Here is a 12,657-nt window from a genome sequence, read left to right on the forward strand (position 1 = left end):
TTTTTCGCATCCACCCGGATTGGGGAAGCAGCCAGCCCCGGAACCCCCGTGAAGAGGGTCTTCAACCGCGGGTGCGGGCCGACCGGCGTCGGTCGGTCTGAGTCGCAGCCTCCCCTGCCGCCACGCACCGTGACGAAGAGCGGGTCCGGCACCGCCCGGCGGCGGTCACCGGTCCTTACTTGGGCGCCGGCGTCTTGTCGGGGAATTTGCACAGATCGGCGATTGCGCACTCCCAGCACTGAGGCTTTCTCGCCTTGCAGGTATACCGGCCGTGCAGGATCAGCCAGTGATGGGCGCCGCGCCGGTACGCCTTGGGCGTAATGCGTTCGAGCCGGTCCTCGACCTCTTCCACGGTATCGCCGGGCGCCAGCCTGGTGCGGTTGGAGACGCGGAAGATATGGGTATCGACCGCGATGGTTTCCTCGCCGAACGCCTCGTTGAGAACCACGTTGGCTGTCTTCCGGCCAACGCCCGGCAGTGCCATCAAATCCTCGCGCGACCGCGGGACCTCACCTTCGTGATCCTCGATCAGCTGCCTGGACAACAGGTAGACATTCTTCGCCTTGTTGCGAAACAGGCCGATAGTCTTGATGTGCTCGCGAATGGCGTCCTCGCCCAGCTCGACCATGGCCTGTGGGGTCTTGGCCCGTTCAAACAGGCCCGCGGTCGCCTTGTTCACGCCCTTGTCGGTCGCCTGGGCCGACAGCACGACCGCCACCAGCAGGGTGAACGGGTTGGAATAGTCCAGCTCGGTTTTCGGATCGGGAAGCTTTTCGGCCAGACGGGCAAAGACTTCCTCGGCCGCCTCCTTGTTCAGTCCGGGCGGGCGGCGTCTGGATTTCGATTTCGAGGTGCTGGCCATGGCCTTGAGGTAGCCGGGCTCGGGCCGGTCAGCAAGTCAGCTGTCGATCTGATAGCTCAGGGCGGTCACCCGCCACGAGTCCGCGCTTTTGGTCAGCACCCAGAGGTGATGTCCGTGGATCGTGAGATCCTCTCCCTCCCGGTCGAACACTGTGCGGAACCGGGCCGTCTTCCAGGCGTGATATCTTCCGCCGTCGATTTTACGGTCGCTGAGCTCGACCCGGCGTATGGGGAAGGGCGGGCTCAATGCCTGGATCGCTGCGGCACCGGTCACGGACTCGTTGTCGGGCGGGAAGAGCACGAAGCCGGGCGCCAGCAGCCCGGTGAGTTCCGCGTGCCGATTCTCCATTTCCAGTCTCAGCCACGAGGCTTCAAGATCCTCGATAAGCTGACTATCCTGCTGCGATATCGTCATCATACCCGCGCTAAATCTCACCAGGTCTCCCGGCCGCAGAGTGTCTCGAAAGCCCTTCCGATGAAACCCGATCCCGTGCGGCTGCTTGCCGATACCTATCCGCTATTCACCACCGTTCCCAGCCGGTTTCGCGACCTGGATACGCTGGGCCATATCAATAATGTGGCCATCGGCAGTTTCTACGAGGAAGGCCGCGCCCATCTCAACCGCACCGCCTTCCCCGCCGAAACCCGGCACGCGAACGCGATGCGCCTGCTGATTGCCGATACCCATATCGCCTATCTGGCCGAGGCCCATTATCCCGGGGATCTCGAGGTCGGAGCGGGCGTGCTGCGCATTGGCCGCTCCAGCTACACCGTCGCACTCGGCCTGTTCCAGAACGGTGTGTGCGTGGGCACGTCGGAATCGGTGATGGTCAATACGGACGGTGAGAAACCCGCCCCGCTTCCCGAAAACGGCGTGGCGAGACTGGAGCGGTATCGTTTGCGCGAAGCGTAGACGCCTATTCGGCTGCGCGTGCCGGATCGACCCGGTGCTGGACGCTGCCGGGCACGCGCGCCGAAACCGAGCGCGACCAGGCCGACTGGCTGAGTTCTGATTCCCGGACCACGGCGCCTGCCAGATCGGGCAGGATGGTCAGGGCCTCCTCATGACTGACCTGCCGGGTCTCGTTGCGGTCCTTCCAGTAGTCCCAGTAGCTGGTCATGTGGGTGAGCGCCGCCATGTCGTCGCCGATCTTGGTGAACAAGCCCGGCACCTGCAGCAGAAAATCTTTCATCGCCAGGGCGTCGCCCTCATTCATGAAGGCGCCGACCGCATCGAAATAGCGATGGCGCGATGCCACGAGCTCGTCCCAGCGCGACTTGACGCCCTGACGCAATCGCCCGAGCACGGGTTGCAGGGGCCGATGGCGGTATTGCCGGTCCATGATTTCGAGGTCGGCCAGATCGCTCAGGAAACGCGTCAGCCCGCCGGTCAGTTTCCCGGCCGACCAGTCATAGTAGAGCATGCCCTTCCAGCCGTAGACGCCCTGCTCGAACTCCTCGTCGCTCATGCGCAACGCCTCGCGCAACGCATCGCGCGCCTGGCTTTCGGCCTCCCCGAACAGCACCGCGGCCAGGCGCTCGGAGCGCTTGCTGGCCTTTTCGCGGCCCAGCGCCAGCCGGCTGATCTGGTCCATGTGCTCGAGCACGTATTTGCGCAGCACCCGCTCGTCGAGCTCGCTCATGGCAAAGAAGCGCTGATCGATCCGGCGGCCGCTGAAGCGGGCCGACAACAGGAAAGGATCGAAGGACGGGCTTGAGGAGAGCAGCTTGAGCGTTTCCAGATCGGCCTCGAAGACCTGATCGCCGGCACCGCCGAGGCGTCCGAGAAACTCGACCAGCCGGCTCTCCATGTCACCGGATTCGATGAACAGCCAGAACGCGCCCGCGCGCAGGTCCGACAGATCGATGGGCAGGACCAGCTTTGTGGCGATCGGGCGCCGCGTATTGGCCAGATGAAATTCGTGGCGGCGCAGATTGTGCTTGACCACGAAGCACCGGTTGAGCCGGGGCGAGAAGAAGAGCGGCGCGCTGCTCTCTTCCAGATCGGGATAGCGCTCGTGCAGGCTGCACAGGTCCAGGACGCGTGGCGAACAGCCCCGCCGGACCAGTCTGCTCAGATCATAGGGCTTTTGCAGCGCCATGCAGTTTCCGCCTCATCCTGACCTCTCAGAATGACGCGGCGGAATGAACATCCTCTTAGAAATCAGGGTAAATTCACGCTTAACGAGTAAATCGGCTAATTACCCGTGCTTTCGCCGATGCTCCAGGCGGTCAGACTTCCGGGCTCCCAGTTGGGCACGTAGAGCCGGTCTCCGCTGACCGAAAGATCGTTCTGGTAGACCGGAATGGCCCGGCTATCGTGCAGCTCGACGGGCGATGTCTCGCCGCCGGCCCAGTAGAAAATCTGTCCCGGCCATGCGGACAGGAGGTAACCGCCGCCGGTCAGGCCTGCGATGCCGTCGCCGCGCCCGACGCCGGAAGCCAGTGTTGTCAGCGCGCGCGTCTCTCGATCGATGGCATAGACATGGCCGTCCATGGCGATCACCAGGACCCGGCCGGGTTCGACCCAGAGCCCGTTCAGTCCCGAGACCGCATCGCTCTCGAACCAGATTTCGGTGCGATGGGCGGAGACCTTGAAAATCCGGCCCGCCGCCGAGTCGGTTACCAGCACGCTCTCCCCATCCAGCGATGCGACATCGTTCAGAAATTGCGCGCGCCCGATGCGAATGGGCGGAAGAGCCTCCCCGCTGTCCACGTCGAATCGAGCGACCCGATCGATGTCTGCCACGTGCAGGATGCCGTTCGCCACGGCGAGGCCTTTGGGCGCGTCGAGGCCTGTCGCCCAGCTCCGGTCCAGCCACTCGCCGTCGGGGGAGACCCGGCTGATGTAGCCGGTTCCGTCGCGGGCGCCGCCATCTCCGGTCACGTTGGAGACCAGCAGGCTGCCATCGTCGAGAACCAGAGCGCTCTCCGGGGCGTCGAAGCCCTCAAGCGTCCAGGCCGGCTCGATTTCCGGAACAATCTGCAGACACAGGAGAAGAAGTGGGATCATGCCGGCACCCTCTAACGGTTGTCGAACGATACCTTAACCGGTCTTCTCCGGCCCGCAAGACCTCGCCGCCCCGGCCTCGCCTGGTGATAGTCGTAGTAGTAGGAGGCGGCGGGAGCCGGTTTTCAGCCCTGAGGTGTCAGACGTCTTCACGCTCGGGCAGGAAGATCTCGCGCTTGCCGGCATGGTCGGCCGGCCCGATCATGCCTTCGTCTTCCATGCGCTCGATCAGGCTGGCGGCCCGGTTATACCCGATCTGCAGCCGGCGCTGTATATAGCTGGTCGAGGCCTTGCGGTCGCGCGCGACAACGGCGACCGCCTGGTCGAAGAGATCGTCACCCGACCCGCCTTCGGAGCCGAACAGCTCGCCGCCATCGTCGTCGAGGTCTTCGGTGACTGCGTCGAGATATTCCGGCGTGCCCTGTGACTTGAGGAAGTTGGCCACTTCCTCGACCTCGGTGTCCGACACGAACGGACCGTGCAGGCGCCGGATGCGTCCGCCCCCGGCCATGTAGAGCAGGTCGCCCATGCCGAGCAGCTGCTCGGCGCCCTGCTCGCCCAGGATGGTGCGGCTGTCGATCTTGGAGGTGACCGAGTAGGAGATCCGCGTCGGGAAGTTCGCCTTGATCGTCCCGGTAATCACATCCACTGACGGGCGCTGGGTCGCCATGATGAGATGGATGCCGGCCGCACGCGCCATCTGGGCGAGGCGCTGGACCGCGCCTTCGATCTCCTTGCCGGCGACCATCATCAGGTCGGCCATCTCGTCGATCACCACGACGATATAGGGCATGTGATCGGGTTCGATGATCTCGGTCTCGTAGATCGGCTCTCCGCTTTCACGGTCGAAGCCGGTCTGGACCGTGCGTTCCAGCGTCTCATCGGCGGCACGCGCCTTGGCCGCCTTGTCGTTGAAGCCGTCCATGTTGCGCACGCCGACCTTGGACATTTTCAGGTAGCGCGACTCCATCTCGCGCACTGTCCACTTCAGCGCTGCGACCGCCTTCTTGGGATCCGTCACCACGGGGCTCAGAAGATGCGGGATGCCGTCGTAGACCGACAGCTCGAGCATTTTCGGGTCGATCATGATGAAGCGGCAATCGCTCGGCGAATGACGGTAGAGCAGCGACAGGATCATCGCGTTGATCCCGACCGACTTACCCGACCCGGTCGTACCGGCGATCAGCAGGTGAGGCATGCGGGCCAGATCGGCGAAGAAGGGCTCCCCGCCGATCGTTTCGCCCAGCGTCAGGGGCAGCTCGGCCTTGGCTTTCTCGAAGCCGACCGAGGAAAGCAGGGCGCGCAAATAGACCGTTTCGCGCGTCTGGTTGGGCAGTTCGATGCCGATGGCGTTGCGTCCGGGCACCACCGCCACCCGGCAGGCGACCGCCGCCATGGAGCGGGCAATGTCGTCGGCGAGATTGATGACACGGCTGGTCTTCACCCCCGGGGCAGGCTCCAGCTCGTAGAGCGTGACGACCGGACCGGGACGCACTTCGGTGATTTCGCCTTTCACGCCGAAATCGGACAACACCGATTCCAGCAATTCGGCGTTCTGCGCCAGAGCATCGGGCTCTGCCATTTCCGAGCGGGGCTGGGCCGGGTTCAGCAGATCCAGCCGGGGCAGCTCGAAGCCCTCGGCCTGGGCAAACGGCAACGCGCCCTGCGCCTCGCGCGCTTCGCGGTCGGAGGGTTTGGGCTTCTTCTTCGCCGTCACGGTGGGCGTCACGCGCTCGGACGGGGCCGGCGGTTCGCGACGGGGACGCGGCGCCCGGGCGGGACGTTCGGGTCGCGACTTGAGGAAGGCGGGAGCGGTCTCCGCGCGGCCCTCTGCGACGGGCTGTGCCGCGAGCTCTGCGGCGTCTCGGCGCCAGGGGCGCGGAATGCGGCCGACGACCTGATCGGTCCAGACGCGCAGCGTAACCCAGCCGACTTCAGCCGCCTCGGTCGCCGCGCTCAGGTCGCGAGCCGTCAGGCCGAAGCAGAACACGGTGCCGGCAATCGCGATCACCAGCCCGGTCCCGCCCGCGATGAAGAGGCTGGCGGGCACGTTCAAAGAAGCCAGACCGTGCGCTGCGCTGAGTACCAGCGTATCGCCGACAAGGCCGCCCAGGCCCGCGGCAAACGGCCAGTTGACCGGGAGCGGGAGCGCAGACAGCGCCGCGGCGAACCCGGCGATCCCGATCATGGCACTGAGGACACGGAATCCGACCACCGAGCCAGGCCGCCGGCGCGGACCGGTCCAGAGCAGGATCAGCCCCCATCCCAACAGGATGAGCGCCAGCGCAAGTCCGCTCCAGCCGAGCGTCTGGAGCAGCAGATCGGAAGCGACGGCGCCCCTGGCGCCGGCAAGATTGCGCACCGGGCCGTCCGAAGCGACGTTGAGGCTGGCATCGAGCGGGTGATGGCTGATCGCCGCGACGAGCAGGAAGCTGCCCAGGGCAACCATGGCGACGCCTGTCAACGCCGTGCGCACACGCGACAGAACGCTGAAGCGCTCAGCGGCAACCGGCCTGGAAGAGGAGGTTTTGCGGCTCATGTCAGGGACATTGCCGCAAGAGTCTTCAAAGGTCGTAAATGCGCGTTAACCCTCGACCGCTCATTGCAGCGGCCCTACAGGCCAGGTCAGAACCACGGGCGGTCCGCGGCTGGATTCCGCGGCGGGGTCCCGGGTTTCGGGAAAAAGGGACCATTGGGCATTGGCGACCAGGAAGGCGCGATTGTCCTCGATATTCAGGGTCGTCGGTTCGCCGTGCTCGCCGAACGCGGGATGCAGGGTCAGCTCCGGCTCGACCGAACGGATGGCCCCACGCTCGACCGCGATGCGAAAAACGCCCATGGGTTCTGCCCCGTTGCGAACGGCGTAAATCGTTCCGTCCGGTCCCGTGGCAAGGCCGTCCAGACCGATCAGGCTGGTCTGGGGCGCGGGCACAAGCTGTGCCCTCCCGGTATCCGGGTCGATGCGCCACAGCCCCATCGCGTAGTCGGCAACCCAGATCGCACCGCCGGTGACGACGATCCCCTGCAGCGATCCGAAATGGGGATGGGTCGCCACCGTTTCCGGCTCGGCCAGAGGACCGCGGAGGCGGTAGACACGGTTGGCCCCGCCATCCACCGCGTAGACGACGCCATCGCGGACCGTCACGTCCGTGATCCGCCCGGCGCCCTCGATTTCGTGACGCGTCATCAACCCGCCGGTCATCAGATCGAAGGCGAACAAGGCAGTTCCGGGCACCTCGCCGTCCCGCAGCGGGGTCTGTGGCAGGCTGCCCGACGCCACGTAAAGCAGCCTGTTTCGTCCGTCGATCGCCAGGGCGAAGACCGAATACAGGCCGTCCTCGGGGCCGGCGAAGACCTGCGGTTCGCTGCTGCCATGCTCGAAAACGTAGACGGTGCGGTCGGCCACGCCGCCCAGGAAAACGCGCTCGGTTTCGATGTCCACGGCGATCGCCTCGATCAGGCTGTCGGCGAGCGAGACGGTCAGGAGGGTTTCGGCACGGCCCTGCGCGGTCGCATGTCGATCAAGCCGGCTGCGGATCGCGGCGAGCCGGACCGGTGCGGTCTCCTGCAATTGCGCCAGTGTATCGAGCCGGTCGAGGTCGAAAGCCAGACCAGCCTGCGCGATCCGCTCCAGCGCCTGAAGCTGACCCTCGAGATCGCCCGCCATCCCGCTCAGAAGGAGTGCATTGTTCAGAAGGCCCGGATGACCGGGTTGCAGCGCGAGGGCTGCCTCGTTCGAGCGCCGGGCCAGCACAAGATCGGACTGTCCCGCAACCTCGCGTGTGACGTCGCGCAGGTCGCGCGACAGGTCGAGAACCCCGGCCGGCGCCTCTTCGGATTGCGCGCCTGCGGCCGGCTGGGCAACGAAAGACAGGGCGAGAAGAAGGGCAATTACTTTAATTGTCATATGACCACTTAAATCAAGCACCGGTGCGAGACAACCGCGTTGCGGTTCAGGCCCCGCGGGAGCCTTTCAGTTCGAGTTCGGGTGCGGAGTGATCGCCGGAGGCGGTGGTCGGCAGGTGGCACATCACCGTGGTGCCTTTACCCGGTTCGCTTTCCAGCTCGACCCATCCGCCATGCAGGCGGACGATGTCGTTCACCAGCGCCAGCCCGAGACCCGCGCCACCGCCCTCACCGCTCTCGAACCGCTCGAAAATCTTCGCCTGGCGCTCCGGCGCAATACCGCGGCCATCATCATTGACCCAGAGACAGGCGTCATTGCCTTCGATGCGCGCCCCGATCTCGACCTCGCCGCCGGCGTCCACATGATCCATCGCATTGGTGATGAGATTGTAGAGCACCTGCTTGATCCGGTTGGAGTCCGCGCGGATCGCCGCCCCCTCCTCGGCGAAGGCCAGGTTCAGCCGGACGCTTTCGTGTTCCGCCCGGCTGGCGAGGAGGTTGCAGGCTTCTTCGGCCATCTCGTCCAGGCGAACATCCCCGAGTTCGAGTTCGAGCTGCCCGGCATCGATCGCGGCAATGTCCAGGATATCGTCGATCAGCTTGGCCAGCTGGCCGGAGGCGCTCTGGATCGCCGACATGTGGTCCTTCTGACCGTCATTGAGCTCGCCGGCCAGACCCGCCGCAAGGAGATCGGCATAGCCGCCAATTGTCGTCAGCGGTGTGCGCAGCTGGTAGCTGACGTGTTTGACAAACTCGGTCTTGATCCGCTCGGAGGCTTCCAGGGCTTCGGCCTTGTCGCGCAGGGCCGCCTCGATCCGGCGGGAATCGGTAATGTCGTCCCAGGCGATCAGCGTCGCGCCGTCGGGCAGCGGCCGCGTGAGCCAGGTCAGGACCGTGCCGTCCGAGCGGCGGATTTCCCCGGTGGTCGCCTTGCGCGCGTCGGGACCGGGATCGGTGATGCGCGCTTTCAGCTCGTTCCAGCGATCAGGATCGGGGAAGAGCGCGTGACAGGCGTCTGCGACCTGTTCGAACGGCGCGTTCTCCAGCGCTTCGGCGTCGAGATTCCAGACCTTGGCAAAGGCCGCATTGGACAGCTTCAGCTTGCCGTCGGAGCCGAACACCGCCACCGCCTCGTTCAGGCGGTCGAGCGTTGCCCGCTGCACCTTCATCAGCGTCGTATAGCGCGCCTGCAAGGTGAGCTGGTCGGTCATGTCCTCGAAGATGAACAACAGGCCGCCATGGGGGTGGCGTTGACGCGCCACCCTCAATGTCCGGCCATCGGGCAGCGACCACAACTCGTCCGGCGTTTCGTCGGCAGGCGGGTTTTCGTACTGGCTCAGTTCCGCCTCACGCCAGGCCGTGTAGTCGGCCTGCTCGGGCAGCAGGCGCTTTTCGCGTAGCCGGTCGAGCAAGGCTCCATGGCCGGGGCGCTCGTTGAGCATGGCCTCATCCAGGCGGAACAGCCGGGCGAAGGCGCGATTATAGAAGCTGAGCTTGCGCGACCGGTCGAAAATGGCGACCGCCTCGGCCATGTGGTCGAGCGTCTGGTCATGCGCTTCGGCCAGCCGCTCAAGCTCGTCCTTGGCTCCCTCGCCCTCGGTGATATCAAGGGCCAGACCGGCAATCCCGCCCGAGACAGGATACAAGGCCAGCTCCAGCACGCGCCGCTCCGACTCCACGACAGCGGCCTTGATCGAACGGCGCGCCTGCCCGGAGGCGAGGACCTCGCGCCCCTGTTCGCGGATCGAGACGTCGAGGAAGATCTGCGAAGACAGAACGTCAGCGGCATCCTTGGCACCCACCGCGCGCACATAGGCCGGATTGACCCATTCCAGCTTGCCGGACGCGTTCATCCGGAAGGCCGGATAGGGCGCACGGCCGAGCATGTCGAGGAAGGCCAGCGGATCTTCGGACACGGTCCGGCGCGCCTCTTCCAGCCGCCCCCTGGCCCCGGACTCCTCGAGCCCGCGAATGGTGGCATCGGAGAGCCAGAGCACCAGCTGGGCGCCGGCGGCGCGGCCGTCGGCCTCGATAAATCGGCCCGAGGGACCGGCGACGGTGAGCGAAAACGGCTGGCCGCTCTCCATCAGCGTGCGCATACGCTGACGCAGGGTCGTGTCTTCGCCGCTTGCGGAGCGTGCCTCGAAATCGGCGAAACCGTCCAGAAGCGCGGCCGCAACCGTTTCATCTTCGCCCGGCGTGCCGCCGAGATCGGCGAATTTCAACATTGCAGCCAGCGCGGTCGGAGAGCCGTAGACTTTCGGCTTCGCCCAGTTTCCCGCATCGACGTCGGGCGGGGAGTCCCACACGATCACGAGGCCGGGGTGAGCACTGAAGATGCTGTCTGAATCCGACAGCCGGTCTTCCAGCCAGCCAACGCGGCGGCGCCACTGAGCCTGTGCGCGGCGCACGCCGGCGGTCAGGCGAAACGCCCACAAAGCCGCCGCGACACCGAACGCCACGGAGCCGACGGTCACGATGAAGGTCGCGAGCTGGACGGGCTCGGCCACGGCCATGGATGGTTTCCCCTGCTTCGCCCCTGACGCGGGTCCCGCGCATCGCGCCAGCCTCCGCAAGGAGATTGGCCCGATTAACGAATCATAACTTTACCGGAAGGTGAATCATCTGGCGACGGGGAGAGGACGTTTTAACCCGCAGCCGTTCAGCGCACGGTCACCTCGCCCATCTTGAACTCGAAAAGAACGACGCAGCCGGACAGGTATGCGCCTTCGCTCAAGGCCTGAAACCGCCAGCCCTCGACGGCGCGCTGCGCCTCGTGGTCGAAACTCCCCCCCGGCACGCCGCGGGCAATGCGGACATTTTCGACCGTGCCGGCCTGCGCGACATCGAACTGCACGATCGACCAGCCCTGCAGTCCCCGGCTCCATCCGCGTGTGGGATATTCGGGCATGGGCGCGGCAACGGCCCGCAAGGGCTCGCCCGAACAGCCGGCCCCCGACGCCGCCCGCTCGACATTGGGCGGGTTGGGAAAATCCGACCGCGCAATGAATGGACCGCGCTCGCGCGGGTCGGCGAGCGGGCTGACAGCCTCCACCTGCGCGCAGGCGGCGAGAACAAGCGGGATGATCAGAAGATAGCGCATGGGCGCGAGAGTGGCTCCGGCCGGGTCGCGCTGCAAGACGCAAGGTGCAACACAAACAAAAACCCCGCCGGCGCGAACCGGCGGGGTTTCTGATGTCGCATTGGCGCAAGCCCCGGGCCCTGCCTTCGGCGCACCCGGGGTTTCAACGCCTAGTAGCGGTAGTGCTCGGCCTTGTACGGGCCTTTCTGCTCGACACCGATATAGTCGGACTGCTCGGGCGACAGCTCGGTGAGCCGGGCCCCCAGCTTGGGAAGGTGCAGCGCCGCGACCTTCTCATCGAGGTGCTTGGGCAGGATGTAGACATCGTTCTTGTACTGGTCGCCCTTGGTCCAGAGCTCGATCTGGGCCAGCACCTGGTTGGTGAAGGACGAGGACATGACAAAGCTCGGGTGGCCGTTGGCATTGCCCAGATTCACCAGGCGGCCTTCGGACAGGAGGATGATCTTGTTGCCGTCGGGGAACTCGACCAGATCGACCTGGGGTTTCACGTTGGTCCACTGGAAGTTCTTCAGCGCCTCGACCTGAATTTCATTGTCGAAGTGGCCGATATTGCAGACGATCGCCATGTTTTTCATGGTGCGCATGTGATCGACGGTGACGACGTCCTTGTTGCCGGTCGCCGTCACGACGATGTCGACATCCTCGATCACGTCTTCCAGGCGCACAACGGCAAATCCGTCCATGCACGCCTGCAGGGCGCAGATCGGATCGATCTCGGTCACCGAAACCCGGCAGCCGGCCTGCGCCAGCGATTCCGCCGAGCCCTTGCCGACATCGCCATAACCACAGACCACGGCCGTCTTGCCGGACATCATCACGTCCGTGCCGCGGCGGATCGCGTCGACGAGGCTTTCGCGGCAACCATAGCGGTTGTCGAATTTCGACTTGGTCACGGAATCATTGACGTTGATCGCGGGGAAGGCCAGTTCGCCGCGCTTGGCCATCTGATACAGGCGCATGACGCCGGTCGTGGTCTCTTCGGACACGCCCTTGATCGCGCCCTTGGCTTTCTTGAACCAGCCCGGTGTCGCCTTGATCCGGCGGCGGATCACTTCGAAGAGAAATTTTTCTTCCTCCGATTTCGGCTCGCCGAGCACGGACGGATCTTCTTCCGCGCGCGTGCCGAGCTGGAGGTACATGGTGGCATCCCCGCCATCGTCGAGGATCATGTTCGCCGTTTCACCGTTCGGCCAATGGAAGATGGCGTCGGCGAACTCCCAGTATTCAAGAAGGGTTTCGCCCTTGTAGGCGAAGACCGGGATCTTCTTCTCGGCGATCGCCGCAGCGGCCTGATCCTGGGTGGAGAAGATGTTGCAGGAGGCCCAGCGCACTTCCGCGCCCAGCTCGACCAGCGTCTCGATCAGCACCGCAGTCTGGATGGTCATGTGCAGCGAGCCGGCGATACGGGCGCCTTTCAGCGGCTGGCTGTCCTTGTATTCTTCACGCAGCGACATCAGGCCGGGCATTTCGATCTCGGCCATCTCCATCTCGGTCCGGCCCCATTTGGCCAGGGAGATGTCCTTGATGAAATTATCGTTCTTGGACGCTGCATCGTTCAGAAGAGTCATGGATAAACCTTTTTCCGCTTTGTCAGGACATCAGGCGCGACACGCGCCGCCCAGGGAGTGACGTGCCGGGTATACCCGCTTGCCCTCGAGGTCGCAAACGAAGCGGTGACCGCGACCGTCCGCGCCGGGATTGTGACGGTGGCATAGAATCTTCGCCCCGCTCGGCGCAAAGATTCGATTCCCGGCCTCGTTCTTGTATAAACGTTCTG

At 65.0% G+C, this 12,657-nt stretch carries 10 protein-coding genes; 1 reads left to right on the plus strand and 9 read right to left on the minus strand.

From position 1 onward, the window contains the following. Positions 1-175 precede the first annotated feature (175 nt). Together nth and E5162_RS08600 are read right to left on the minus strand one after the other, a co-directional pair. On the minus strand, positions 176-862 hold the full coding sequence (nth, locus tag E5162_RS08595) for an endonuclease III (RefSeq protein ID WP_135944827.1): 687 nt from the start codon (positions 860-862) through the stop codon (positions 176-178). A 36-nt stretch (positions 863-898) separates the two neighbouring features. Further along, positions 899-1,279 (minus strand): nuclear transport factor 2 family protein, encoded by a 381-nt coding sequence (locus E5162_RS08600; RefSeq protein ID WP_135944828.1) that lies wholly within the window; start codon positions 1,277-1,279, stop codon positions 899-901. Positions 1,280-1,336: 57 nt separating this feature from the next. Here E5162_RS08600 and E5162_RS08605 point away from each other — a divergent pair, with 57 nt between their 5' ends. Further along, entirely contained in the window at positions 1,337-1,774 is a 438-nt protein-coding gene (locus tag E5162_RS08605; protein ID WP_135944829.1) for an acyl-CoA thioesterase, read from the plus strand. A 4-nt stretch (positions 1,775-1,778) separates the two neighbouring features. Here E5162_RS08605 and E5162_RS08610 read toward each other — a convergent pair whose 3' ends face one another. The 7 genes from E5162_RS08610 to ahcY all read right to left on the minus strand — a co-directional run bounded on the left by E5162_RS08610 (position 1,779) and on the right by ahcY (position 12,448). Continuing rightward, a complete protein-coding gene (locus E5162_RS08610; protein ID WP_135944830.1) occupies positions 1,779-2,963 on the minus strand; it encodes a hypothetical protein in 1,185 nt (394 codons plus the stop codon). Positions 2,964-3,058: 95 nt separating this feature from the next. Beyond that, positions 3,059-3,874 (minus strand): SMP-30/gluconolactonase/LRE family protein, encoded by an 816-nt coding sequence (locus E5162_RS08615; RefSeq protein ID WP_135944831.1) that lies wholly within the window; start codon positions 3,872-3,874, stop codon positions 3,059-3,061. A 136-nt stretch (positions 3,875-4,010) separates the two neighbouring features. After that, positions 4,011-6,410 (minus strand): FtsK/SpoIIIE family DNA translocase, encoded by a 2,400-nt coding sequence (locus tag E5162_RS08620; protein WP_135944832.1) that lies wholly within the window; start codon positions 6,408-6,410, stop codon positions 4,011-4,013. A gap of 60 nt (positions 6,411-6,470) precedes the next feature. Then, the gene (locus tag E5162_RS08625) at positions 6,471-7,778 is read right to left on the minus strand and encodes an NHL repeat-containing protein (protein WP_135944833.1); all 1,308 of its coding nucleotides are present in this window, start codon (positions 7,776-7,778) and stop codon (positions 6,471-6,473) included. A 46-nt stretch (positions 7,779-7,824) separates the two neighbouring features. Further along, positions 7,825-10,293 carry a sensor histidine kinase gene (locus E5162_RS08630; protein WP_135944834.1) on the minus strand — a complete coding sequence of 823 codons (2,469 nt, stop codon included), beginning with the start codon at positions 10,291-10,293 and terminating at the stop codon, positions 7,825-7,827. A gap of 146 nt (positions 10,294-10,439) precedes the next feature. After that, positions 10,440-10,880: a TonB family protein gene (locus tag E5162_RS08635; protein WP_135944835.1), complete on the minus strand. Its 441-nt coding sequence runs from the start codon at positions 10,878-10,880 to the stop codon at positions 10,440-10,442. Between the two features lie 149 nt (positions 10,881-11,029). Then, on the minus strand, positions 11,030-12,448 hold the full coding sequence (ahcY, locus tag E5162_RS08640) for an adenosylhomocysteinase (RefSeq protein ID WP_135944836.1): 1,419 nt from the start codon (positions 12,446-12,448) through the stop codon (positions 11,030-11,032). Positions 12,449-12,657 lie beyond the last annotated feature (209 nt).

Source organism: Marinicauda pacifica (genome assembly GCF_004793635.1).
Classification (GTDB): Bacteria; Pseudomonadota; Alphaproteobacteria; order Caulobacterales; family Maricaulaceae; genus Marinicauda; species Marinicauda pacifica.

What these genes read in the sequence shown, in the direction of transcription:
- E5162_RS08625 (WP_135944833.1), bottom strand. Translation starts at nt 7,778, where the DNA reads ATGACAATTAAAGTAATTGCCCTTCTTCTCGCCCTGTCTTTCGTTGCC.
- nth (WP_135944827.1), bottom strand. Translation starts at nt 862, where the DNA reads ATGGCCAGCACCTCGAAATCGAAATCCAGACGCCGCCCGCCCGGACTG.
- ahcY (WP_135944836.1), bottom strand. Translation starts at nt 12,448, where the DNA reads ATGACTCTTCTGAACGATGCAGCGTCCAAGAACGATAATTTCATCAAG.
- E5162_RS08615 (WP_135944831.1), bottom strand. Translation starts at nt 3,874, where the DNA reads ATGATCCCACTTCTTCTCCTGTGTCTGCAGATTGTTCCGGAAATCGAG.
- E5162_RS08635 (WP_135944835.1), bottom strand. Translation starts at nt 10,880, where the DNA reads ATGCGCTATCTTCTGATCATCCCGCTTGTTCTCGCCGCCTGCGCGCAG.
- E5162_RS08630 (WP_135944834.1), bottom strand. Translation starts at nt 10,293, where the DNA reads ATGGCCGTGGCCGAGCCCGTCCAGCTCGCGACCTTCATCGTGACCGTC.
- E5162_RS08605 (WP_135944829.1), top strand. Translation starts at nt 1,337, where the DNA reads ATGAAACCCGATCCCGTGCGGCTGCTTGCCGATACCTATCCGCTATTC.
- E5162_RS08620 (WP_135944832.1), bottom strand. Translation starts at nt 6,410, where the DNA reads ATGAGCCGCAAAACCTCCTCTTCCAGGCCGGTTGCCGCTGAGCGCTTC.
- E5162_RS08610 (WP_135944830.1), bottom strand. Translation starts at nt 2,963, where the DNA reads ATGGCGCTGCAAAAGCCCTATGATCTGAGCAGACTGGTCCGGCGGGGC.
- E5162_RS08600 (WP_135944828.1), bottom strand. Translation starts at nt 1,279, where the DNA reads ATGATGACGATATCGCAGCAGGATAGTCAGCTTATCGAGGATCTTGAA.